A 24,169-nucleotide genomic window follows, 5' to 3' on the forward strand; every position below is an offset into this window, starting at 1 on the left:
TCCAGCGAGTCCACTAGTTTAGCGCATCCTTCAGCGCTTTGCCAGGGCGAAATTTCGGAACCTTCGCGGCCTCGATCTTGATCGCGTCGCCCGTGCGCGGATTGCGTCCCGTGCGCGCGGTGCGCTTGCCCACGGCGAACGTGCCGAAGCCCACGAGCGTCACGGTGCCGCCCTTCTTCAACGTCGCGCTCACCCCGCCGATGACCGCATCGAGCGCGCGGCCGGCGGCGGCCTTGGAAATATCGGCATGCTGCGCGATATGGTCGATCAGTTCCGTCTTGTTCATTGTGATCCCCGAATCAGTATTGGCACGTTGTCATCGATGTGGTCCGGCATCGAAGCGGATGGCATCTCGATAAGTTTGGATGCGGCGCTTATTTAACTTAGCCGAAAGAACCGTGTCAACGGGGGTTGAGCCTTATTCAGCGCGGGTTTCGGGCGATTTAGAAGGTCCATTCGAAACGCTGCGCACAAAAAGAAAACCCGCGGGCGAACCCGCGGGTTTTTTAGCTTCGACCACGCAACACGGCATGAAACCGTGCCGCAAGACGCGCTTAGTGCTTCACGACCTCACCCGAACCGGGCGCGTCCTTCTGCTGTTCGGCCGCGACCGGCGTGGCCTTCGCTTCGTCTTCAGGCAACGACTCGGGCGCGCGTTCGAGCGCCAGTTCCAGCACGCGATCGATCCAGCGAACCGGCACGATCTCGATGGCGTTCTTCACGTTGTCGGGGATGTCGGCCAGATCCTTCGTGTTTTCCTCAGGAATCAGCACGAGCTTGATGCCGCCGCGATGCGCCGCCAGCAGCTTCTCCTTCAATCCGCCGATCGGCAGTACTTCGCCGCGCAGCGTGATTTCGCCCGTCATCGCGACATCCGCGCGAACCGGAATGCCCGTCAGCACCGACACCAGCGCCGTGGTCATCGCGATACCGGCGGACGGACCGTCCTTCGGCGTCGCGCCTTCCGGCACGTGAATGTGGATGTCCTTCTTCTCGAAGGACTCGTCCGCGATGCCGAGACGGCGCGAACGCGAACGCACCACCGAACGCGCCGCTTCGACGGATTCCTTCATCACGTCGCCGAGCGAACCCGTGCGGATCACGCCGCCCTTGCCGGGCATCACCGCCGCTTCGATCGTCAGCAGATCGCCGCCGACTTCCGTCCACGCGAGACCCGTCACCTGACCGATCTGGTTCTCCTTCGCGGCCAGACCGAAGTCGTACTTGCGTACGCCGAGGAAGGTGTCGAGATTCGAGCCGTCCACCTTCACCGCGCCTTCGGCCTTCTTCAGCAGCAGCATCTTCACGACCTTGCGGCAGATCTTCGACACTTCACGCTCGAGCGAACGCACGCCCGCTTCACGCGTGTAGTAACGAATGATGTCGCGAATGGCTTGCTCCGTGACGTCGATTTCGCCGTCCTTCAGGCCGTTGTTGCGCTTTTGCTTCGGCAGCAGGTAACGCGTCGCGATGCTGACCTTCTCGTCTTCCGTGTAACCCGACAGGCGGATGACTTCCATCCGGTCGAGCAACGGCGGCGGAATGTTCAGCGAGTTCGACGTCGCGACGAACATCACGTCGGACAGGTCGAAGTCCACTTCGATGTAGTGGTCCGCGAACGTGTGGTTCTGCTCCGGATCGAGCACTTCGAGCAGCGCGGAAGCCGGGTCGCCACGGAAATCCATGCCCATCTTGTCGACTTCGTCGAGCAGGAAGAGCGGATTGCGCACGCCGACCTTCGAGAGGCTTTGCAAAATCTTGCCGGGCATGGAACCGATATACGTGCGGCGGTGACCGCGAATCTCGGACTCGTCATGCACGCCGCCGAGCGCCATGCGCACGAACTTGCGATTCGTCGCGCGGGCGATCGACTGCCCGAGCGAGGTCTTGCCGACGCCCGGAGGCCCGACGAGGCACAGGATCGGCGCTTTCACCTTCTCGACGCGTTGTTGAACCGCGAGATATTCGAGAATGCGTTCCTTGACCTTTTCGAGGCCGAAGTGGTCTTCGTCGAGCACGCGCTCGGCGTTCGAGAGGTCGTTGTTGACCTTGCTCTTCTTGCGCCACGGCAAGCCGATCAGCGTGTCGATGTAGTTGCGCACGACCGTCGCTTCCGCGGACATCGGCGACATCAGCTTGAGCTTCTTGAGCTCGGCATCGGCCTTCTTCTTGGCTTCCTTCGGCATGCGCGCGGCGGTGATGCGCTTCTCGAGCTCTTCGAGATCCGCACCCTCTTCGCCTTCGCCCAGTTCCTTCTGGATGGCCTTGACCTGCTCGTTCAGGTAGTACTCGCGCTGACTCTTTTCCATCTGGCGCTTGACGCGGCCACGGATGCGCTTTTCGACCTGAAGGATGTCGATTTCGGCTTCGAGCTGGGCGAGCAAATGCTCCAGACGCTCGATCACAGGGAACATCTCGAGGATGTGCTGCTTTTGGTCGAGCTTGAGCGGCAGATGCGCGGCGATGGTGTCCGCAAGACGACCCGCCTCGTCGATGCCCGACAGCGACGTCAGGATCTCGGGCGGAATCTTCTTGTTGAGCTTCACGTACTGATCGAACTGCGAGACGATCGCGCGGCGCAGCGCTTCGGTTTCAGCGCTGTCGGCGTGATCCGGCTCGAGCGGCATGACATCGCAGGAAAACTGCGTTTCCTGCTCTTCGATCGAGAGCGTTTTCGCGCGCTGTAGGCCTTCGACGAGCACTTTGACGGTGCCGTCCGGCAGCTTCAGCATTTGCAGGATGTTGGCGACACATCCTACTTCGTACATGTCCTTTTCGGTCGGCTCGTCCTTCGCCGCCGTTTTCTGGGCGACGAGCATGATGTGCTTGCCGCCTTCCATCGCGGCTTCGAGTGCCTTGATCGACTTGGGCCGCCCGACGAAGAGCGGAATCACCATATGCGGGAAAACGACTACGTCGCGCAGCGGGAGCAGCGGCAGCGTAATGCGTTCCTGCGGGAGGAGTTGGGTTCCTGACATTTCATTTCCCCATTAGTGGAATCAGTTCAGTCGTAAGTAAGGCCGTTCAGAGCTATTGCAAGCCTTTATCGGAAGGGAAAAGTCGTTAGTCAAAGATCGCGTCAGTAACGTCCACAAGATAAACCGACAAAAATAAAAGGCCGTTCACGTCGCCATGAACGACCTTTCGCCGACACACAGCCTGCTTCAGTTCGATCCTGCTACTTTCGGCGCGTCTTCGTAGATGAGCAGCGGCTTGCCGTCGCCGTCGATCGTGTTGTCGTCGACGATCACCTTCGAAACGCCCTTCATCGTCGGCAGTTCGTACATCACGTCGAGCAACGCCTGTTCCAGAATCGAACGCAGGCCGCGGGCGCCGGTTTTGCGGCGAATCGCTTTCTGCGCGATGGCCTGGAGCGCCGCCGGACGGATTTCCAGTTCCACGCGTTCCATCGCAAAGAGCTTGTGATACTGCTTCACGAGCGCGTTCTTCGGCTCGATCAGAATCTTCACGAGCGCGGCTTCGTCGAGCTTGCCGAGCGTCGCCACAACGGGCAGACGGCCGATCAGTTCCGGAATCAGACCGAATTTGATCAGATCTTCCGGCTCGACTTCGCGCAGGACTTCGCCCGCGTCACGATCCTGCTTGCTCTTCACGCTCGCGCCGAAACCGATTCCGGTTTTCTCGGTGCGATCCGTGATGACTTTTTCAAGCCCGTCGAACGCGCCGCCGCAAACGAACAGGATATTGGTCGTGTCGACCTGGATGAAATCCTGATTCGGGTGCTTGCGTCCGCCTTGCGGCGGCACCGACGCCATTGTGCCTTCGATCAGCTTCAGGAGCGCCTGCTGCACGCCCTCGCCCGACACGTCACGCGTGATGGACGGGTTGTCCGACTTGCGGCTGATCTTGTCGATTTCGTCGATGTACACGATTCCGCGCTGCGCCTTGTCGACTTCGTAATTGCAATTCTGCAGCAGCTTCTGAATGATGTTCTCGACGTCCTCGCCGACATAGCCGGCTTCGGTCAGCGTCGTGGCATCCGCGATCACGAACGGCACATTCAGCATGCGCGCGAGCGTTTGCGCGAGCAGCGTCTTCCCCGAGCCGGTCGGCCCGATCAGGAGAATGTTGCTCTTCGACAGCTCGATGTCGTCCTTCTTGTCGAGATGCTTGAGCCGCTTGTAATGGTTGTACACGGCCACCGCGAGAATTTTCTTCGCGCGTTCCTGGCCGATCACGTACTGATTGAGGATGTCGCTGATTTCCTGCGGGCTCGGCAGGTCGGACTTGGTCAGCCCGGCCTCCTCCGCCGCACCGGCTGCCTCGTCGCGAATGATCTCGTTGCACAGGTCGATACATTCATCGCAGATGAACACCGACGGCCCGGCGATGAGCTTCTTGACCTCATGCTGGCTTTTGCCGCAGAACGAGCAATACAGCAGCTTTTCGCTACTGGAACCTTTTTTGTCCGCCATAAATGTGTAAGCCTCCGGACACTCTTGTTACATGATACGCCCTTCGATTCGCCCACGCAGATTCGCACCCGCGTGGACAAACGAAGCGCGTTTTGGCGTTGCGCCGCGTGCGCGACTTCGTACTTTGCCGGCCCTGCCTCCAGAAGCCGGCGCGGCGCCGCTCCGGACGCCTTCAGGGACGCTTGTGAAGCACCTGGTCGACGAGACCGTAAGCCTGCGCATCGTCGCCCGACATGAAGTTGTCGCGATCCGTGTCGCGCGCAATGCGCTCGACCGGCTGACCCGTGTGATGCGACAGCAACTGATTCAAACGTTCCTTCAGGTACAGGATTTCCCGCGCCTGGATCTCGATGTCCGATGCCTGACCGCGTGCGCCGCCGAGCGGCTGGTGGATCATCACGCGCGCATTCGGCAGCGCGACGCGCTTGCCCTTCGCACCCGCCGCCAGCAGGAACGCGCCCATGCTCGCGGCGAGACCCATGCACAGCGTGGAGACATCGGGCTTCACGAACTGCATGGTGTCGTAGATCGCCATGCCGGCCGAAACCGAGCCGCCGGGGCTGTTGATGTAAAGGCTGATGTCCTTGTCCGGATTCTCGCTTTCGAGGAACAGCAACTGTGCGACGACGAGATTGGCCGACTGGTCGTTCACTTCACCGACGAGAAACACCACGCGCTCCTTGAGGAGACGCGAGTAAATGTCATAGGCACGCTCGCCGCGGCCGCTCGTTTCCACGACCATCGGAACGAGGCCGAGCGCCTGGGCTTCGAAATCCCGCGATGCGTGGGACGCCAACGTGTCGAGCAATTCAGCGCGAAAGGTCATGCAATTTCCTTGTTCGGAATAGGGATACTGAACGACAAAGGAACATCCAGTAGAACGGCATGCAAACGCCCAAACTTTAATGCAAAAAAGGCGTGCGAGCCGTCAGTCCGACGACTCCGCACGCCCCTTGCCTAACGCGTCAGGCTTGCGCCGTTGCGCTGGCCAGTTCCTCGAAGCTGACTTCCTTGTCGGTCACCTTGGCCTTGCCCAGGACGAAATCGACGACGTTGCTTTCGACGACGTACGCTTCCATCTCGGCGAGGCGCTGCTGGTTCGAATAATACCAGCGGACGACTTCCTTCGGGTCTTCGTAGCTCTTGGCGAATTCGTCCACTTCAGCGCGGATCTGCTCAGGCTTCGCCTGCAGTTCATTGACCTTCACGAGTTCGGCGAGCACGAGGCCCAGCTTCACGCGGCGCTCGGCCTGCTCGGCGAACATTTCGGCCGGGATCGGCGCGTCGGCGGCGTTCGGCACACCGCGCTGCTGCAGGTCCTGGCGAGCCATTTCGACGAGGCGCTGCTGATCCTGCTCGATCAGTGCCTTCGGCACGTCCAGCTCGGAGATCTTGAGGAGCGCGTCCATGACCTGGTTCTTCACGATCTGCTGCGTGCGGCGCTTGGCTTCGCGCTCCAGGTTGTCCTTGATCTCGGTGCGCATTTTCGTGAGGTCGCCGTCTTCGATGCCGAGCGACTTCGCGAAGTCCGCGTTGATTTCCGGCAGATGCGGCCACTCGATCTTCTTGACCGTGATGGTGAATTGCGCCGTTTTGCCCGCCACGTCCTTGCCGTGGTAGTCCTCGGGGAACTTGAGGTCGAACTCGCGCGTTTCGCCTGCTTTCAGGCCCGTCGCAGCTTGCTCGAATTCGGGCAGCATGCGGCCTTCGCCCAGCACGAACGCGAAGTCCTCCGCGCTGCCGCCTTCGAACGCGACGCCGTCGATCTTGCCGACGAAGTCGAGCGTCACGCGGTCGCCTTCCTTGGCTGCGAGGTCCGCGCCGCCGTCGCCGTGCTCGCCGGCTTCGCCGCGTGCGTGGAAGTGCACGCGCTGCTTGCGCAGGATGTCCAGCGTGCGGTCGACTTCGGCTTCCGAGATGGTCGTGACCGTACGTTCGATTTCAGCGCTCGTCACGTCGCCGAGCTGCACTTCGGGATACACCTCGAAGGTGGCGTCGAACGCGTAGGCGTCGGTTGCGGCTTCCGACTTCGGCGCGAAGCTCGGCTGGCCCGCGACGCGCAAGTTTTCGGCGCGCGTGACGTCGAAGAATTCCTTGCCGACCTTGTCGCTCAACACTTCGGCCTCGACCTGGCCGCCGTACTGCTGCGTCACCATCTTGAGCGGCACCTTGCCCGGGCGGAAACCCGGCATGCGCACGTTCTTGGCCAACTGGCGGATGCGCGAATCCACTTCCTTCTGCACCGTGTCTTTCGGCAGGGAAATCGTCACGCGGCGTTCGAGCTTGCCGAGGTTCTCAACTACGTTAGCCATGGCTGAAATCGTCCTAGAGTAAATCGTAAATTCGGTGTTCGGTTCTTCCGCGGTTCTTAAGGCGCGGGTCCGGATGCAGACTCTGCATGAGCCGGCCGATATCGACGCCTGGCGCCGGAAGACGCGCAAAAATGCGTCTCGCGAATGTGCCGGAACGTCGCCCGACACGGTGTCAGTCAACAGAGCCAAGTATTTTAGCAAACAATTCCGGGCGGCCCTTCCGACGAATCAGTGAACGCGCTGTTTCGCTTTGATTTGCCTCGAGAATCGCCCATTTTGCGCATCGATTTCGGCGTAAATCCGCGTTTTCCCGGCGCGTTCGCGCGTGCAGAATTCCCGCTATCGGCACGCGGCTATTTTGCGGCGCGCGCCACGCTGATAAGCTTGCCGGCGCATGATTCACGCGACGAAGCGGCCCGGCGCGCAATCCATTGCCGCAAGGCATGAAACGCATGCAACAAATGCATAGATAAGGCCTCGCTGCCGCTTTTCAATCGTCCCTCTACACCAGAACATTCGAGACACCATGCCTAATGCCACGTCTGCTGCTCCTGTAGTTGTCATCGCTCCCGATTCCTTCAAGGGCTCGCTCTCCGCGGAAGGCGTCGCGAACGCCATCGCGGAAGGCATCAGGCGCGCGCGGCCGGATGCCGACATTCGCATCCGCCCGATGGCCGACGGCGGCGAAGGCACGCTCGACGCGATGCTCTCGGCGGGCGGCGAGCGCCGCATGCTCAACGTGCGCGGCGCGGCGGCGGCACGCCGCGATGCCGCCACGGGCCTGCTCGACGACGGCGGCGCGATCATCGAGACGGCGGAAGTCGTCGGCATCACCGATCCCGACGGCATGGCCGTGCCCGTCGCCGAACGCAGCACGCTCGGCATGGGCGAGGCGATCCGCGCGCTGCTCGACTCGGGCGCGCGCAAGTTCTACGTCGCGCTCGGCGGCAGCAGCACCAACGACGGCGGCGCGGGCCTGCTCGTCGGCCTCGGACTGAAACTCTTCGATGCCGACGGCAAAGCGCTCGACCCGGTGCCGTCGGCGCTCGCGCGGGTGGCGCGCATCGATGCATCGGGGCTCGATCCACGCGTGAAGGAGGCGGAATTCGTCGGCATGTCCGATGTCGACAATCCGCTCACCGGCGATCACGGCGCGACCGCGATCTTCGGTCCGCAAAAGGGCGTGACGCCGGAGCAAGTGGCGACAATCGATGCCGCTCTCGCCCATTTCGCCGATCTGCTCGAACCCGCGATGGGCGTCGCGAAACGCAACGAACCCGGCGCGGGCGCGGCCGGCGGACTCGGCTTCGCGCTGCACATGCTTGGCGCGCGCTTCGAGACGGGCGCGGAAGTCGTGGCGCGCGAGATCGGGCTCGATGCCGCGCTGGAAGGCGCGAACTGGCTCATCACGGGCGAAGGCCGCTCCGACGTGCAGACGCTGCACGGCAAGGCGCCTTTCATCGCCTGCAAGCATGCGCGCGATCAGGGCGTGCCGGCGTCGCTGCTGTCGGGCGCCGTCGATTCGGCCGCGCTGCCGCGCCTCTCCGAGTTCTTCAGCGGCTGCTTCTCGCCGGCTCCGGGTCCGATCACGCTCGAAACGGCAATCCGCGATGCCGCGCGCCTGCTCGCCAACGAAGCCGAGCAACTCACGCGGCTGCGGTTCGGTTCCAAGTAAAGCGGAACGAGGCGCGCGGACCCGTCAGGCCGCCGCGCGCTTCACGCCGAACGCGAGGCGATCGAGGCACCACACGGCGAGCATCGTCGCGCCCATCATCGGGAAAATCATGCCGAGCACGGTCAGGCTGCCGCGCCATGCGCGCATCGGCGGACGCTTCGCCGGACGCACCGGCACGCCGAGTTCGCGCGCGGGCCGGCGCTTCATCCACATGACGAAGCCCGTCACGGACAACGCCGCGAGGCCGAGCGAGATCGCCGAGCAGGCGATCTGGTTCGCGAGCCCGAAATAACGCCCCATGTGCAGCGACGTGCCGTACGAAATCAGTTTCGCGACGCCGCCGTAGCTTGCGTAATCGATATCGGACAGCACGTGGCCACTGTATTGATCGACGTGCAGCGTGCGTTCGGCGCGCGGATTGGCGGGGAAATACGACACGGTGTAGACGCCCGTCGGCCTGGTCGGTAACGCGATGCCGTAGTCGTCGGCGATACCATTTTTCGCGGCGAGCGCGACCATGTCGTCGAGCGGCACACGCGCAGCCGATGGCGACGCCTCCGCGCCCTCGGGCACCATCGTCGCGCCGACGGCCCACGGCGTCTGATGCAGCGGCAGGTCGTCCATCTTCATCTGCATGCCGTGCATCGCGTGTTCGCCGGCGTCTTTCGCTTCGTGCGTCGCCGCGGGCTTCGTCGAATGCACGTGCGCCTCGCCCCACGCGCCCTTCGGATAACCGAGCGATGCCGATGTCGCGAGCGCCTTGAACTCCTTGCCCCACGATCCCGACCACGGCAGCCCCGAGAGCACGAAAAAGAGCGCGCCGATCGCGAGCCAGATGCCGCCCACCGCGTGCAGATCGCGCCACCACGCGCGCCCTTCGAGCGACAGCCGCGGCAGCCACAGGCCGCCCTTTCTCGCGTTCAAGCGGCCCGGCCACCACAGTGCGATGCCGGTGCCGATCATCACAAGCGTCCAGCATCCCGCGAGTTCCATCAGCAGTTCGCCAGTCTTGCCGAGCATCAGGCCGCGATGCAGATTGCGCACCTGCTTCATCAAGCGATGTTCGACGGACAGCGTGCCGAGCACCGTGCCGTCATACGGGTTCACATACACGCTTTCGCTCTCGCCCGACGGCAGGCGAAAGACGAATTCGGCACTGCGCGTGCGATCGGTTTCGATTTGCGCGAGCGTCGGCACGGCGCCGCGCGGTTCGCTCGCGACGGCTTTCGCGAGCAGGACGTCGCGCGAAAGCTGCGGGCCGTGCGTGTCCGCGACGACCATTCTGTCGCGATGGAGCAGCGGCTCGATCTGCGGCTGGAAACAATAGATCGTGCCGGTGATCGCGAGCACGATCAGGAGCGGCATCACGAAGAGTGCCGCATAGAAATGCCAGCGCCACAGCGTGCGACGATGCGCGATGACTTCCGCGTTCGACGCCGCTGCCGCGTTCGGATTGGGTGCAAGCATGGCGATTCTCGTTGAGTGTGTGCGCGTTCGGTGAGCGAGCAGCGGCGTGGCGATGCCCATGCGCGCTCATGCGGTCGCACTAAGGTACTGTCGGCGTCGCAGCCCTATTCCCGGGCGTGCGCGCAATTCGATGGAAACAAACAACCGCCGGCGAGCGATCGCGCGTGCGTTGCGCTCATGCGCGCGACGGACGTCGAAGCGATCGGACGAAGGACGGTTTCAGGAAACGACGGGAGGCGCGCGCGGACTTGCGGCGTTGAAGGACTTCGAGAAGAATCCGCCGACATGCGCGTATATCGGCGCACGAACGACGCGCTCGACCCGCGCGGCCTCGTGCGCAACGCCCGTGACGATCGGCGGATTATGCGCAAGCAGTCCGCAGTACGAGCAGGCGTCGAAATGGCTCGCGGCGTCGTGATGCCCTTCGTGCGCATCCGCTGTGGATGCATCGACCGTGCATAGCACCGCGTGCGGATCGGCGGCATTGCGCGCGGCGAGCGTCTGGCTGATGACCGGCGCGACAATGGCAAGCCACATGGCGGCGATGCCGAGCCATGCGACAAAGCGATTGCGCGCATTGCGAGTCATGAGCGGGAATGTGATGCCGAAGCGAAGGATGGAACGAAATTGTAGGCAGCTGATGCGCAAGCCGCAATCGCCGCGCGCGTATGCCCGGGATCGATGCGCTTGCAGGCGTCTCGCAGCCCAAAAAGCGTTGACGCAATTTCGCAGACATCGACAGATGAATCGGTTAGAATCTCCGGCTTGGCACAGTGGACCGGTGCCGGACACGGCGGCATCGCCGGGCGCGGATCATCCCCGCATCAGCCCAGAGCGCCTGCCGTGTTGCGAGGATGGCGAAATTGGTAGACGCACCAGGTTTAGGTCCTGACGCCCGCAAGGGTGTGGGGGTTCGAGTCCCCCTCCTCGCACCACAACGAAACCCCTTTCATCGGCAAAGGGGTTTTTCGTTTTCGGGCCTAGATGTCGAGGTCGCCCAGCTCGACCGTCATCAACTCGCCTTTTGCCTGCGAGCGACCCGCGAAGTCGATGCCCGCCCGATCCATCGCCCGTCTGATTTCATCCGGTATCTGCTGACTCGCGCGCACGGTGGCGATCGGCCGGTCGACGTGCGACAGGAATCGCCGCACGCAAGTCGGCTGCCAGACCACGAAGACATTGAGCGGGTACGTCAGCTTCGCATCGGCGCCGCGGTTCGCGGTGATGTGCAGTCCGACGGTCGGCGAGACGTGCATCTGACGCGGGCACACGCGAAAGTCGAAGCCGAAATCCGTCGCCACGCTTCTCACGAGGTGAGGCAGACACGTGTCGCCGAATTGCCGGTTCTCGGATTTGCTCAAGGCCACGGATGCCTCCGCCTCAGACGCCGATAGAGTCGATTGCCGCAGTGTTGCGCGCGGGAAAAACAGCGTCGGTGGTTCGGCGCACAATCTTGCAGTGCGAAGCCGCCGGCAGCGAAGCCGCGCCTCGCCGGATAAAATGAGCGCCCGTGCGCCGGTTCGCCGCGTGACGAACCGAAAGACAAAACCGCGACGCGTCCCCTTCGACTCCCACAAGCCCCGTTCGTGAATTTCGACGACTATTGCCAGCAAAAGGCCGCACCCGAAGGGTCCGGCACGTACTACGCGCTGCGCCGCGCGCCAGCGGCGAAGCAGCCGCTTCTGACTGCGCTCTACGCGCTTTATCGCGAGCTGGAAGAGACCGTCAGGGAGACCAGCGATCCGACCATCGGCCGTACCAAGCACGCGTGGTGGCAGAGCGAGCTCGGCCGGCTCGATGGCGGTGAGCCCACGCATCCCGTCACGAAGGCATTGCAGGCCCACGCGGGCGATGCCGCGCACCCCGTTCTGGACGATGCCGGCCGTGCGTCGCTTGCCGCCGTGGTCGACGGCTTCGGCATGGACCTCGATCAGGCGCGTTATCTCGACTGGCCCGGCTTGCGGCGCTATCTCGATCAGACCGGCGGCGCATTCGCGACGGCAGTGGCTCGCGCGAGCGCGCGTGATCCGCAGCAAGCCGCGGTGTGGGCCGCGCCGCTCGGATCGGCGTTGTTGCTCGCGGAGCGCGTACACGATGTCGGCGACGATGCGCGTAATGGCCGCATCTATCTTCCCATCGACGAGTTGCAGCGCTTCAACGTGACGGCTGCGGACATCATCAATCGCAAGTACGGCGATGCGTTCACGGACCTCATGCGCTTCCAGACCGGACGGGCCCGGCAAGCGCTCGGCGATGCACTGGCCGCCATTCCCGCGCCGGAACGCGCGGCGCAGCGCGTGCTGCGCGCGCAGGCTGCGCTGTCGCTCGCGCTCTTCGATGAGATCGAGCGGGAGAACTTTCAGGTGCTGCATCAACGCATCGCGTTGACGCCGATCCGCAAGCTGTGGATCACATGGAAGACGCGTTAGACGCGAATAATCGGTAGCGGCTCGAAAATGCAATCGTTTTGCCCGCATGCGTCGAGTACCGTCGCATAGAGCCTTCTGAAATCGACGTCCACGGACAAACCACCGTCTGCATCGAGTCGATCGAGTCGCGGCGGCGTGCCGTAGAGTCCGCCGCGCACGCATCCGCCCATCACGAAATGCGCCGCGGCCGCGCCGTGCTCCGTGCCGCCAGCCGCGTTCTCTCGCGCGGCGCGTCCGAACTCCGAACGCGTCATCACAAGCGTGCGACGCCATGCACCGGATGCGATCAGCGAAGCGCGCAAGGATGCAAGACACTCGCCCAGTTCAGCAAGCAGCGCAGCATGCCGATGCAACTGATGTTCGTGCGTATCGAAGCCATGCAAGGTGATGTGCGTCACCTTTATGCCGCGCGCATGCACACCATTCACATGATCGAGCCAGCCATCGGTGCGATATTCATCGGCATGCGACGCGGTGTCCCATATCTGGCGCGAACGGTAATGCGAGCGATTGGGCGCGTCGTATCCGATGCCCTGCACGATCGCCAGATCCTTCGCGCGCCACGCGCTCATCAACGGTCGCAGCGACGGATGCAGTCCTGTGTGCTCATCGAGCATCAACGCGTGGTCGTTCGGTATCGCGAGCGTGGGCCGCAACGCGCGATAGCGTGGATCGGCGATCGGGATGACCGTGTTGAGCGCATCGTTGCCGCCGTCGAGATCGACGAGCACGAGCGAGTCAACGGCAGGAGAAGTATTGAAATGTGCGATAGCGCACGCATCGATCATGTTGCCCGCGCATCCCGCGAACGCGCCGGCAATCGAGAGGAACTGACGTCGGTTCATCGTGCAAACAGGCAGCTTCAGCGCTTGTAGAGATCGCGCACCGCTTCTTCGATGTGCTGGCGCAAGAGACGCCGCTCGTCGGCGGTCATCACGGTATGGCGCGGCGGACGCGCGGGCGGCGTCTGATCGACCTGCTGGATGGATTGCATGGCCGGCGCTTTGGGATCGCGGTCGCGACTCGATGGTGTCGCGCCCTTGCTCACGCGCTGCTGCGCGCGAATCATGCGGCCGTCGAAACGATTCGGGGAACTCGTGAAGCCGCGATCGAAGCCTGTCGATTGCGCATAGGCGTGAGGCGTGCTCAGTACTGCGTAAAGCGCACTGGCAAGTAGTGTCTTCCTAAAAATGCGCTGTGTGCGCACGGGTCCGCGCTGCCGCGCTCCCTTCATGTTGTTCCCTTCGTTGCTCGACAACCGGACAGCCTCAGTCTTTTCATTCACGTCTTGCCGTGGCTTGGTCGGGCCACAAGACGCGCTTGGTCTAATGGAGTATCTACCGAATGGCGGGCTTAGGTAAAGCAGTGTACGCACCAAACCCTTAGGCCGTGCCACAGCCCCCGTAAATTTTGTAACGAACTGTTACACTCCGTTTTGTTACAAACTCGGTGTTTGAACAAACGCGCTAAGATGCCGCCATGGAAACCAAGAACCCTTCAAAAATTCTCGTCGTCGACGACGATCCGCGCCTGCGCGACCTGCTGCGGCGCTATCTCGGTGAACAGGGCTTCAACGTGTACGTCGCAGAGAACGCGCCGTCGATGAACAAGCTCTGGGTGCGCGAGCGTTTCGATCTGCTCGTCCTCGATCTGATGCTGCCCGGCGAAGACGGTCTTTCCATCTGCCGGCGTCTGCGCGGCAGCAACGATCGCACGCCTATCATCATGCTCACCGCGAAGGGTGAAGACGTCGATCGCATCGTCGGCCTCGAAATGGGCGCGGACGACTATCTGCCGAAGCCTTTCAATCCGCGCGAACTCGTCGCGCGCATTCACGCGGTGTTGCGTCGTCAGACGCCGTCCGAATTGCCGGGCGCGCCGTCCGAAACCACCGAAGTGTTCGAGTTCGGCGAATTCGCGCTGAACCTCGCGACGCGCACGCTCACAAAGAACGGCCAGGAAATTCCGCTGACCACCGGCGAGTTTTCGGTGCTGAAGGTCTTCGCGCGTCATCCGCGTCAGCCGCTCTCGCGCGAAAAGCTCATGGAGCTTGCGCGCGGCCGTGAATACGAAGTGTTCGACCGCAGCCTCGACGTCCAGATCTCGCGTCTGCGCAAGCTGATCGAGCCCGATCCCAGCAGTCCGCGTTTCATCCAGACCGTGTGGGGCCTCGGCTACGTGTTCATTCCCGACGGCGCGGCCTGATCGGTCTTCGAGCGAGTTTCGTCACGCTTTCTCCCCTTCACCGAGCTGAACCCGACAGACTCATGCGCATCGACAGGCGGCTACTGGCGCTCGCGTTCGGCGGCCTGTTCTGGCGAACCTTCGCGCTGATCGCGCTGCTCATCGCAGTCAGTCTGACGGCGTGGTTCCAGAGCTTTCGCGTGATCGAGCGCGAGCCGCGCGCGCAACGCGTGGCGCTTCAGCTCGTCGCCGTGGTCAAGCTCACGCGCACCGCCCTGCTTTATTCCGACCCCGATCTGCGCCGCGCGCTGCTCCAGGATCTGGAAAGCAACGAGGGCGTGCGCGTGTATCCGCGCGAGACCACCGACAAATACAAGCTGCAGCCCGATGAGTCGCTCAACCGGCTGATCGAGCGCGACGTGCGCGGGCGGCTCGGCAACGAGACGATCATCGCGCAATCGGTGAACGATATTCCGGGCGTCTGGATCAGCTTCAAGATCGACGACGACGATTACTGGGTTGCGCTCGATCGCGATCAGCTCGATACCGTCACCGGCCTGCAATGGGCCGGATGGGGCGTGTTCGCGCTTGCGCTGTCGCTGTTCGGCGCGGCGTTCATCACGAGTCTCGTGAACCGGCCGTTCGCGCGCCTCGCGCTCGCGGCGCGCAAGGTCGGCTCGGGACAATCGCCCGAACCGTTGCCCGAACGCGGCATGGGCGTGGCGGCGGAAACCAATCGAAGCTTCAACCAGATGGTGACCGATCTCGAGCAGCTCGAAGCGGATCGCGCGCTGATGCTCGCGGGCATTTCGCACGATCTGCGCACGCCGCTCGCGCGTTTGCGGCTCGAAACGGAGATGAGTCCGTCTGACGAAGCGACCAAGCTCGCGATGATCGACGACATCGAGCAGATGGACATGATCATCGGGCGCTTCCTCGACTATGCGCGGCCGATGCAACGCATGCCCGAGGCCGTCGATCTGTCGATGATTGCAAGCGAACTCGCCGCCCGCTTCCAGGCCGACGACGGCGTCGTCATGCGTACCGATCTGGCGCAGGGCGCGATCATCGAAGGTGATCCTACGGATGCGCGCCGCGTGGTCGGCAACCTGCTCGAGAACGCGCGCAAATACGGCCGCAGCGAACACGACGACGTCGCGCGTATTACGCTGCAAACGCGCGTCGCGCACGGCAAGGTCGAACTCTCCGTGATGGACGAAGGCCGCGGCATTCCCGACGATCAGGTCGCGCTCATCACGCGCCCGTTCTATCGCGTCGATACGGCGCGCACGCAGGCGAACGGCACGGGCCTCGGCATGGCGATCGTGCAGCGCCTTGTCACCCGTCAGCGCGGCACGCTGCGTCTACGCAACCGCACGCCTTTGCCGGGCTTCGAAGTCACGATCGACTTCCCGCCGATGAAAGGCGGCGTGCGCTTCGAAGGCTAGACGCCCTTTCATCGACGTTCGTCAATTCCTATCCGTCTCGGTAGTTAAAAACTATCGAGACAATTATTTTTATAGAGTTAAGATGAACCGGGTTAACGCTCGGTGCGGCTGGCATGAAAGTGTCACGCGCGCGTTACGACGATCCAGTAGCTTGATGAGACTGTCCTTTCAACGATTTCACAGGAGTTTTCCGCATGAAGACCGTTGGCGATAAAGTCGAAGCATTCACTGTCACCGCTGCGAAGCCGGGTTTCAACCATCACGAAGAGAACGGCCAGTCCGCGTTCGAGGAAATCACCGAGCAGTCCTTTCCGGGCAAGTGGAAGATCATCTACTTCTATCCGAAAGACTTCACGTTCGTGTGCCCGACGGAAATCGTCGAATTCGCGAAGCTGGCGACCGATTTCGAGGATCGCGACGCGGTTCTGCTCGGCGGCAGCGTGGACAACGAATTCGTCAAGCTCGCCTGGCGCCGCGAGCATAAAGACCTGAACAAGCTGAACCACTACGCGTTCGGCGACGTGAAAGGCGAACTGATCGATCAACTCGGCGTGCGCGACAAGGAAGCCGGCGTCGCGCTGCGGGCGACGTTCATCGTCGATCCGGACAACGTCATCCAGCACGTGTCGGTCAACAATCTGAACGTGGGCCGCAGTCCGGAAGAAGTCCTGCGTATTCTCGACGGCTTGCAAACGGACGAACTGTGCCCGTGCAACCGCGCGGTCGGCGGCGCGACGCTGTAAGCGTTCCTGATGCTGCAAAGCCCGCCATTGCGCCGCATGTTTTCGGTCGAATGGCGGGCTTTTTAACGCCACCGAAGAGGAAAAACAATGGAATTTCTGTCTGCGATCAAGGAACTCGTGCCGGACTATGCGAAGGACATTCGCCTGAACGTCGACGGCACGATCGCGCGCTCATCGCTCGAAGGCAATGACGCGGCCGGCGTCGCGCTGGCCGCCGCGTATGCCGCGAAAGCGACGAAGCTCGTCGGCATCATCCGCCAGGCGGGCGTGCTCTCGCCCGAAGAGACGAACGCCGTGCTCACCGCCGCCGCGCTGATGGGCATGAACAACGTCTGGTATCCGTATCTGGAAATGGCCGACAACGCCGATCTGAAAACCCAGCCCGCCAACTTGCGCATGAACGCGTATGCGTCGCACGGCGGCGTCGACAAGCGGCGCTTCGAGATGTACGCGCTCGCGGCGTCGATCGTCGGCAAGTGCCATTTCTGCGTGAAATCGCACTACGAGAATCTCGTGGCCGAAGGCATGTCGGCGACGCAATTGCGCGACGTCGGCCGCATCGCGGCGGTGATCAATGCCGTCGCGCTGACGATCGAAGCCGAAGGAAAGTGACGCTTCCCGCCGCGTTTCAGCCGTCGATCGACGTGCGGCGCAACAGCACCGCGGCCTGCGCCTCGATGCCTTCCTTGCGCCCGAGATAGCCGAGCTTCTCGTTCGTCTTGGCTTTCACGTTCACGCGATCCATCGGGAGATCGAGATCGGCGGCGATGTTTTCACGCATCGCGTCGATATGCGGCGCGAGCTTGGGCGCCTGCGCGATGATCGTGCTGTCCACATTGGCGATCGCGAATCCCGCCTCCGACACGCGCCGGAACGCCTCGCGCAGCAGCACGCGGCTGTCCGCGCCGGCGAATTCCGTCGCCGTATCGGGGAAATGGCGGCCGATATCGCCGAGCGACGCCGCGCCGAACAGCGCGTCGGTGATCGCGTGCAGGAGCACGTCGGCGTCCGAGTGGCCGAGCAGACCGCGCTCGTAAGGAATCGTCACGCCGCCGATGATGAGCGGGCGACCCTCGACGAGCTGATGTACGTCGTACCCTTGTCCGATTCTGAAATCCATCGATGCAAACCTTGGTTGAGTGTGGGTCAGGCGTTCGCGGAAAGCATCGCGCCCGCGAGCGCGAAATCTTCCGGATAGGTCACCTTGAAGTTGCGCAAGCTGCCCTGAACGAGCTTCGGCGAGTGGCCGAGCCATTCGATGGCGCTCGCTTCGTCCGTCAGATCGTGGCCGTCGTGACGCGCACGCTCGATCGCTTCGCGCAACATGCCGAGCCGGAACATTTGCGGCGTCTGCGCCTGCCAGAGCCCGTCGCGCGATTCGGTGCGTGCGACGCGGACGTCCTTGGTGGGCACATCGGGCATGTTCGGTGCGACGCGTTTCAACGTATCCGCGACCGGCAGCGCGAGAATGCCGCCGATGGCATCATCGCGCAGTTCCGCGACAAGTTTGCGAATCAGCTCCGGCGTGATGCCGGGGCGCGCGGCGTCGTGCACGAGGACCCAGTCGTCGTCGCGCGCGCCGAAATTCGCGAGCGCGTTGAGCCCGTTGTACACCGACGCCTGCCGCGAGGCGCCGCCGCAGCGCTCGACCGCGAAGCGCAATCCGGCGAAGCGGCGCGCGTCGAAATGACTGTCGTCCGGTGCGAGCACGACGAGGGTCTGCGAGAATTCGGAGCACGCGTCGAACGCCGCGAGCGTGTACGCGAGCATCGGGCGGCCCGCGACCGTCTGGTATTGCTTCGGCATCGGCGCGCCGGAGCGGCTGCCGGTTCCGGCGCAGGGAATCAGTGAAAACAGGCGCGAAGTCACGGGCGAATGAGGTAAGCAAGTCAAAGTTGAAGCCCGGATTTTATAATAGGTCTTTCGCGACCACGTCCCGCGCATGCCGGTTCGACTCTCCGAACCCGCGTTTGCCGGACGGCTCCATGCACACCTTATGCCTTCCAAAGCCGTCAACGCGCAGTCCAGTTCTCCCATCGCCCTCGTGAAAGCGGGTCAGCGCTTCGTCTTCGATGGCGCGAGCGGCTCGTCGGATGCGCTCGCCATCGCGCGCTATTTCGCGGCGTATCGCGAGAGCGTGCCGCTCCTGACGGTCGTCACCGCCGGCGCCGTCGACGCGCAGCGGCTCGCCGTCGAAATCCCCTACTTCGCGCCCGATGCGCGCGTGCGCCTTCTGCCCGACTGGGAGACGCTGCCGTACGACACGTTTTCGCCGCACCAGGATCTCGTGTCGGAGCGGCTCGCGACGCTGCACGATCTCGGCGAAGGCCGCTGCGACATTCTCATCGTGCCGGCGACAACGGCGCTTTATCGCATGCCGCCCGCGTCGTTTCTCGCGGCTTACACGTTTTCGTTCACGCAGGGCGAGCGGCTCGACGAAGCGAAGCTCAAGGCGCAGCTGACGCTCGCGGGCTACGAGCACGTGAGCCAGGTCGTGCGGCCGGGCGAATATTGCGTGCGCGGCTCGCTGATCGACCTGTATCCGATGGGTTCGGCGCTGCCGTATCGCATCGACCTTTTCGACGATCAGGTGGATTCCATCCGCGCCTTCGATCCGGACACGCAGCGCAGCCTCTATCCCGTGCGCGACGTGCGCCTGTTGCCGGGCCGCGAGTTTCCGTTCGACGAAGCCGCGCGCACCGCTTTCCGCAGCCGCTGGCGCGAGGTCTTCGAGGGCGATCCGAGCCGCTCGCAGATCTACAAGGACATGGGCAACGGCGTGCCGTCGGCGGGTATCGAATACTATCTGCCGCTCTTCTTCGACGAAACCGCCACGCTCTTTCACTATCTGCCGCAAGGTTCGCAGCTCGCGTTCGTCGGCGATATGGATGCCGCGATCAAGCGCTTCACGCACGACACGAAGCAGCGCTTCGACTTCCTTTCGCACGATCGCGAGCGGCCGTTGCTCGAACCGCGCCGGCTCTTTCTGACCGACGACGATTTCTTCACGTTCGCGAAACCCTTCGCGCAGTTGAAGTTCCCCGCCACGCCGGAAGGCGGCTGGGCCGTGCCGCTGCCGGGACTCGCGATCGACCGTCACGCCGACGAGCCTTTGCTCGCGCTGCGCCACTATCTGGAGCAGACGGAGAACCGCGTGATGCTCGTCGCGGAATCGGCGGGACGTCGCGAGACGATCCAGCAATTGCTCGCCGACAACGGCCTGCGCGGCGAATCGCGCGACACGTTCCAGGAATGGCTGAGCGCCGAAGGCAAGTTCACGCTCGGCATCGCGCCGCTTGCGAACGGCTTTTCGCTGCCTGGGGAAAAGCTTTCGATCGTCACCGAAACGGAGCTTTACGGACCGCTCGCGCGCCGCGCCGGACGCCGCCGACAGGAACAGGCGAGCAACGTCGATTCGATGGTGCGCGACCTCGCCGAATTGAAAGTCGGCGATCCGGTCGTACATGCGCAACACGGCATCGGACGGTACATGGGCCTCGTGTCGATGGATCTCGGCGAAGGCGAAACCGAGTTCCTGCATCTGGAGTACCACAACGAAGCGAAGCTGTACGTGCCCGTCGCGCAACTGCATGTGATTTCGCGCTATAGCGGCGCGGACCCGGAAAGCGCGCCGTTGCATACGCTCGGCTCCGGCCAGTGGGAAAAGGCCAAGCGCAAGGCCGCGCAGCAGATTCGCGACACGGCCGCCGAACTGCTCAACCTGTACGCGCGCCGCGCCGCGCGCGAAGGTTATGCGTTCAAGCTCGATCCGCGCGAATACGTCAAGTTCGCGGAAAGCTTCGGCTTCGAGGAAACGCCTGATCAGGCCGCGGCGATCGCGTCCGTCATCGGCGACATGACGAGCGGCAAGCCGATGGACCGCCTCGTGTGCGGCGACGTCGGCTTCGGCAAGACGGAAGTCGCGTTGCGCGCGGCGTTCATCGCGGTGATGGCGGGCAAGCAGGTCGCGATTCTTTCGCCGACGACGCTGCTCGCCGAACAACACACGCAGACGTTCACCGACCGCTTCGCCGACTGGCCCGTGCGCATCGCGGAACTGTCGCGTTTCAAGACCGGCAAGGAAGTATCGACGTCCGTGCAGCAGATCAACGAAGGCTCGGTCGATATCGTCATCGGCACGCACAAGCTCTTGTCGAGCGATGTGAAGTTCAAGCGCCTCGGGCTCGTGATCATCGACGAGGAGCATCGTTTCGGCGTGCGTCAGAAGGAAGCGCTGAAGGCGTTGCGCGCCGAAGTCGACGTGCTCACGCTGACCGCGACGCCGATTCCGCGCACGCTCGGCATGGCGCTCGAAGGCCTGCGCGACTTCTCGGTGATCGCGACCGCGCCGCAAAAGCGGCTTGCGATCAAGACCTTCGTGCGCCGCGAGGAAGACGGCGTGATCCGTGAAGCGATGCTGCGCGAACTGAAGCGCGGCGGCCAGGTGTACTTCCTGCACAACGAGGTCGAGACGATCGAGAACCGTCGCGCGATGCTCGAAGCGCTGGTGCCGGAGGCGCGCATCGCGGTCGCGCATGGACAGATGCACGAGCGCGAGCTCGAGCGCGTGATGCGCGATTTCGTCGGCCAGCGCGCGAACGTGCTGTTGTGCACGACGATCATCGAGACCGGCATCGACGTGCCGAGCGCGAATACGATCCTCATGCATCGCGCGGACAAGTTTGGTCTTGCGCAGTTGCATCAGTTGCGCGGACGTGTCGGGCGCTCGCATCACCAGGCGTATGCGTATTTACTTGTGCACGATCCGCAGTCACTCACGAAGCAGGCGCAGCGCCGGCTCGAAGCGATCCAGCAGATGGAGGAGCTCGGCTCGGGCTTCTATCTCGCGATGCACGATCTGGAAATTCGCGGGACCGGCGAAGTGCTCGGCGACAAGCAATCGGGCGAGATTCACGAGATCGGCTTTCAGCTTTACACCGACATGCTGAACGATGCCGTGCGTGCGCTGCGGGACGGCCGCGAGCCGGATCTGAACGCGCCGCTCGCGGCGACGACGGAGATCAACTTGCACGCGCCCGCGATTCTGCCCGCCGATTATTGCGCCGACGTGCAAGAGCGTCTGTCGTTGTACAAGCGGCTGGCGAACTGCGAATCGAGCGATGCGATCGATGGCATTCTCGAAGAGCTCGTCGATCGCTTCGGCAAGTTGCCGCCGCAGGCGCATGCGCTTGTCGAGACGCATCGGTTGCGGCTGGCTGCGAAGCCGCTCGGGATCTCTAAGATCGATGCGGGCGAGCAGTCTATCTCGCTGCAGTTCATTCCGAATCCGCCTGTGGATGGCATGAAGATCATCGAGATGGTGCAGAAGCACAAGCACATCAAGCTGGCAGGGCAGGACAAGTTGCGCATCGAGTCGCGGAGTCCCGATCTTGCGGTGCGGATCTCCACCGTGAAGGAGACGCTGCGGGCCTTGGGGGGGCCGGTGCGGCAGGCGGTGGCTGCTTCTCGTTGATTGTGTTCTTCGGTCGGGGTTCTGCTGTGGAATCCTGTTTTCGTGTTGGTTTATTAGCACTGCCCCTGTGCGGGGCGGCAGTCACTTTCTTTGCTGCTGCAAAGAAAGTAACCAAAGAAAGCAGCTCGATACGCGCGCGGTCACACGCAATTTGGGTAGTTCTCTCGTCCTCGGTGGCACTCGCCTAAGTGTCGCCCTCAAGCACCCCACCGGGCTTGGATCGCGCACGGTCTGACTGGCTAGTCGTTCCAGGGCGCTGGTTCAGCACCAAATAGCTCCGGCCCGCTTCGCGGCCGACCGGTCCATTGGGTCGGCGCGTGCTTCTTTGCTGACGCTTCCATCTCACCGCACATGAGTCAGCTTGGTTTCCCTTGCAGACCCAACGGCGGCGCTTAGCGCTGTGCCGGAACTCTTTCGTGCTGAACCAGCGCGCCAAAACTAATAGCGTGTCAGACCGTGCGCGACCCAAGCCCGATGGGGCCTTCGAGGGCACTCTTTAGGCGAGTGCCACCTTGGACGAGAGGACTACCCAAACTACGTGTGACCGCGGGCGTCAGAAGCTGCTTTCTTTGGTTACTTTCTTTGCAGCAGCAAAGAAAGTGACTGCCGCCCCGCACAGGGGCAGTGCCAATAGACCAAAAGCAAACCGGGATCCGGCGAAACAAAACCAAAAAATGCCAAAACCCCAAAAAGCCCCATGCGGCCAGCATCACCCTTTTGGGCTATGATCAAACCCTACCCGCAGGAGTCAAAAAATGTCACAGATCGCTGATCCGGCGCATCTCGAAGCCCCATCTTCCTCGTCCAAATCTTCCACGCCGATCTCCCTCCCGTGGATCGAGCGCCTCGTTTCCATCGACACCGTCAGCCGTAATCCGAATCTCGGTTTGATCGAAACCGTGCGCGACGAACTGCGCCGTGCGGGCATCGAAGCGATCATCACGAACGATCCGCGCGGCCAGTGGGCGAATCTCTTCGCCACGGTCCCGGCGCACGACGGCGAAACCAACGGCGGCATCGTGCTGTCGGGCCACACGGACGTCGTGCCGGTCGACGGTCAGGACTGGCAGAGCGATCCGTTCAAGCCCGAAGTGCGCGACGGCCTGCTCTACGGTCGCGGCTCGTGCGACATGAAAGGCTTCATCGGCGCGGCGCTCGCCATGCTCCCGAAAATGCAGTCGACGAAACTCGCGAAACCCATCCACTTCGCGCTTTCCTACGACGAAGAAGTCGGCTGCGCCGGCGCGCCGCTGATGATCGCCGATCTGCAAAAACGCGGCTTGAAACCCGATGGCTGCATCGTCGGCGAACCGACGTCGATGCGCCCGATCATCGCGCATAAGGGCATCAACACCTACCACTGCTGCGTGCGCGGCTTCGCGGCGCACTCGTCGCTGACGCCGAAGGGTTTGAACGCGATCGAATATGCCGCGCGGCTCATCTGCCACATCCGCGATTTTGTCGACGAATTCCGCGCGCAAGGTCCGTTCGACGAACTCTACGACGTGCCCTTCACCACCGGCCAGACGAGCACGATCAAAGGCGGCAACGCGATCAACACCGTCCCCGCCGAATGCAACTTCGAGTTCGAGTTCCGCAATCTGCCGACCATCGACCCGGATCAGATTTTCAGACGCATCGAGTCGTACGCGCACGAAACGCTGTTGCCGAAGATGTTGAAGGAACACGGCAACGCGGCCATCGAATTCACGAAGCTCGCGTCCGCGCCCGGCCTCGATGCGACCGAGCAGGCCGCGATCACGCAGCTCGTGCGCGCGTTGACCGAAAACCAGGACAAGCACAAGGTCGCCTACGGCACCGAAGCCGGATTGTTCGCGAACGCGGGCGTGCCGAGCATCGTGTGCGGGCCGGGCAATATCGAGCAGGCGCACAAGGCGAACGAGTACGTGTCGCTCGAACAGCTCATCCAGTGCGAAGCGTTCCTTGGCAAGTTCATTCACAGCATGTCCGTCGGAGCACAGCCCCGCTGACCTTCTCTATC

Annotated in this window: 21 protein-coding genes and 1 tRNA gene; 10 read left to right on the forward strand and 12 right to left on the reverse strand. The window is 62.9% G+C overall.

The window, feature by feature from the left end; translation table 11 throughout:
• Positions 1–13: 13 nt before the first annotated feature.
• The 5 genes from AWB76_RS16610 to tig form a co-directional block, all read right to left on the reverse strand.
• The gene (locus AWB76_RS16610) at positions 14–292 is read right to left on the reverse strand and encodes an HU family DNA-binding protein (RefSeq protein ID WP_279616420.1); all 279 of its coding nucleotides are present in this window, start codon (positions 290–292) and stop codon (positions 14–16) included.
• Between the two features lie 262 nt (positions 293–554).
• A complete protein-coding gene (gene lon / locus AWB76_RS16615) occupies positions 555–2,978 on the reverse strand; it encodes an endopeptidase La (protein WP_061161225.1) in 2,424 nt (807 codons plus the stop codon).
• A 186-nt stretch (positions 2,979–3,164) separates the two neighbouring features.
• Complete coding sequence (gene clpX, locus AWB76_RS16620; protein ID WP_008349753.1) at positions 3,165–4,436, reverse strand: ATP-dependent Clp protease ATP-binding subunit ClpX; 1,272 nt, start codon at positions 4,434–4,436, stop codon at positions 3,165–3,167.
• A 172-nt stretch (positions 4,437–4,608) separates the two neighbouring features.
• The gene (gene clpP / locus AWB76_RS16625; protein WP_035498698.1) at positions 4,609–5,262 is read right to left on the reverse strand and encodes an ATP-dependent Clp endopeptidase proteolytic subunit ClpP; all 654 of its coding nucleotides are present in this window, start codon (positions 5,260–5,262) and stop codon (positions 4,609–4,611) included.
• Between the two features lie 139 nt (positions 5,263–5,401).
• Positions 5,402–6,748: a trigger factor gene (gene tig, locus AWB76_RS16630; protein ID WP_061161226.1), complete on the reverse strand. Its 1,347-nt coding sequence runs from the start codon at positions 6,746–6,748 to the stop codon at positions 5,402–5,404.
• Between the two features lie 231 nt (positions 6,749–6,979).
• Between tig and AWB76_RS40970 the strand changes: the two genes are divergently transcribed.
• Positions 6,980–7,195 (forward strand): hypothetical protein, encoded by a 216-nt coding sequence (locus AWB76_RS40970; protein WP_157696157.1) that lies wholly within the window; start codon positions 6,980–6,982, stop codon positions 7,193–7,195.
• 79 nt (positions 7,196–7,274) lie between these two features.
• Positions 7,275–8,423 (forward strand): glycerate kinase family protein, encoded by a 1,149-nt coding sequence (locus AWB76_RS16635; protein WP_061161227.1) that lies wholly within the window; start codon positions 7,275–7,277, stop codon positions 8,421–8,423.
• A 24-nt stretch (positions 8,424–8,447) separates the two neighbouring features.
• Here AWB76_RS16635 and AWB76_RS16640 read toward each other — a convergent pair whose 3' ends face one another.
• On the reverse strand, positions 8,448–9,890 hold the full coding sequence (locus AWB76_RS16640) for a PepSY-associated TM helix domain-containing protein (protein ID WP_061161228.1): 1,443 nt from the start codon (positions 9,888–9,890) through the stop codon (positions 8,448–8,450).
• A 219-nt stretch (positions 9,891–10,109) separates the two neighbouring features.
• Positions 10,110–10,478, reverse strand: coding sequence for a DUF2946 domain-containing protein (locus AWB76_RS16645; protein WP_061161229.1), 369 nt, complete (start codon positions 10,476–10,478; stop codon positions 10,110–10,112).
• A 260-nt stretch (positions 10,479–10,738) separates the two neighbouring features.
• On the opposite strand from AWB76_RS16645, the gene AWB76_RS16650 reads away from it, so the two are divergent.
• Positions 10,739–10,825, forward strand: a tRNA-Leu gene (locus tag AWB76_RS16650).
• A gap of 45 nt (positions 10,826–10,870) precedes the next feature.
• On the opposite strand, the gene AWB76_RS16655 is transcribed toward AWB76_RS16650, so the two are convergent.
• Positions 10,871–11,257 carry a DUF5594 family protein gene (locus tag AWB76_RS16655; RefSeq protein ID WP_061161230.1) on the reverse strand — a complete coding sequence of 129 codons (387 nt, stop codon included), beginning with the start codon at positions 11,255–11,257 and terminating at the stop codon, positions 10,871–10,873.
• Between the two features lie 219 nt (positions 11,258–11,476).
• Between AWB76_RS16655 and AWB76_RS16660 the strand changes: the two genes are divergently transcribed.
• Positions 11,477–12,319 carry a squalene/phytoene synthase family protein gene (locus tag AWB76_RS16660; RefSeq protein WP_061161231.1) on the forward strand — a complete coding sequence of 281 codons (843 nt, stop codon included), beginning with the start codon at positions 11,477–11,479 and terminating at the stop codon, positions 12,317–12,319.
• Here AWB76_RS16660 and AWB76_RS16665 read toward each other — a convergent pair.
• The gene (locus AWB76_RS16665) at positions 12,316–13,164 is read right to left on the reverse strand and encodes a DUF1501 domain-containing protein (protein WP_061161232.1); all 849 of its coding nucleotides are present in this window, start codon (positions 13,162–13,164) and stop codon (positions 12,316–12,318) included. The two genes, AWB76_RS16660 and AWB76_RS16665, sit on opposite strands and share 4 nt — an antisense overlap.
• A gap of 17 nt (positions 13,165–13,181) precedes the next feature.
• Positions 13,182–13,553, reverse strand: a complete 372-nt coding sequence (locus AWB76_RS16670; RefSeq protein ID WP_061161233.1) for a hypothetical protein — start codon at positions 13,551–13,553, stop codon at positions 13,182–13,184.
• A gap of 245 nt (positions 13,554–13,798) precedes the next feature.
• On the opposite strand from AWB76_RS16670, the gene ompR reads away from it, so the two are divergent.
• The 4 genes from ompR to AWB76_RS16690 all read left to right on the forward strand — a co-directional run bounded on the left by ompR (position 13,799) and on the right by AWB76_RS16690 (position 17,306).
• Positions 13,799–14,524, forward strand: a complete 726-nt coding sequence (gene ompR / locus AWB76_RS16675) for a two-component system response regulator GluR (RefSeq protein ID WP_008349770.1) — start codon at positions 13,799–13,801, stop codon at positions 14,522–14,524.
• Between the two features lie 62 nt (positions 14,525–14,586).
• Positions 14,587–15,951: a two-component system sensor histidine kinase GluS gene (locus tag AWB76_RS16680; protein WP_061161234.1), complete on the forward strand. Its 1,365-nt coding sequence runs from the start codon at positions 14,587–14,589 to the stop codon at positions 15,949–15,951.
• Positions 15,952–16,145: 194 nt separating this feature from the next.
• On the forward strand, positions 16,146–16,694 hold the full coding sequence (locus AWB76_RS16685) for a peroxiredoxin (RefSeq protein WP_061161235.1): 549 nt from the start codon (positions 16,146–16,148) through the stop codon (positions 16,692–16,694).
• Positions 16,695–16,781: 87 nt separating this feature from the next.
• The gene (locus AWB76_RS16690; RefSeq protein ID WP_061161236.1) at positions 16,782–17,306 is read left to right on the forward strand and encodes a carboxymuconolactone decarboxylase family protein; all 525 of its coding nucleotides are present in this window, start codon (positions 16,782–16,784) and stop codon (positions 17,304–17,306) included.
• Positions 17,307–17,322: 16 nt separating this feature from the next.
• On the opposite strand, the gene ispF is transcribed toward AWB76_RS16690, so the two are convergent.
• The gene (ispF, locus tag AWB76_RS16695; RefSeq protein WP_061137492.1) at positions 17,323–17,814 is read right to left on the reverse strand and encodes a 2-C-methyl-D-erythritol 2,4-cyclodiphosphate synthase; all 492 of its coding nucleotides are present in this window, start codon (positions 17,812–17,814) and stop codon (positions 17,323–17,325) included.
• Positions 17,815–17,840: 26 nt separating this feature from the next.
• A complete protein-coding gene (gene ispD / locus AWB76_RS16700; protein WP_061161237.1) occupies positions 17,841–18,563 on the reverse strand; it encodes a 2-C-methyl-D-erythritol 4-phosphate cytidylyltransferase in 723 nt (240 codons plus the stop codon).
• Positions 18,564–18,690: 127 nt separating this feature from the next.
• Here ispD and mfd point away from each other — a divergent pair, with 127 nt between their 5' ends.
• Positions 18,691–22,167 carry a transcription-repair coupling factor gene (gene mfd / locus AWB76_RS16705; protein ID WP_061161238.1) on the forward strand — a complete coding sequence of 1,159 codons (3,477 nt, stop codon included), beginning with the start codon at positions 18,691–18,693 and terminating at the stop codon, positions 22,165–22,167.
• 755 nt (positions 22,168–22,922) lie between these two features.
• Positions 22,923–24,158, forward strand: a complete 1,236-nt coding sequence (gene argE, locus AWB76_RS16710) for an acetylornithine deacetylase (RefSeq protein WP_061161239.1) — start codon at positions 22,923–22,925, stop codon at positions 24,156–24,158.
• Positions 24,159–24,169 lie beyond the last annotated feature (11 nt).

It is taken from the genome of Caballeronia temeraria, assembly GCF_001544795.2.
GTDB lineage: Bacteria > Pseudomonadota > Gammaproteobacteria > Burkholderiales > Burkholderiaceae > Caballeronia > Caballeronia temeraria.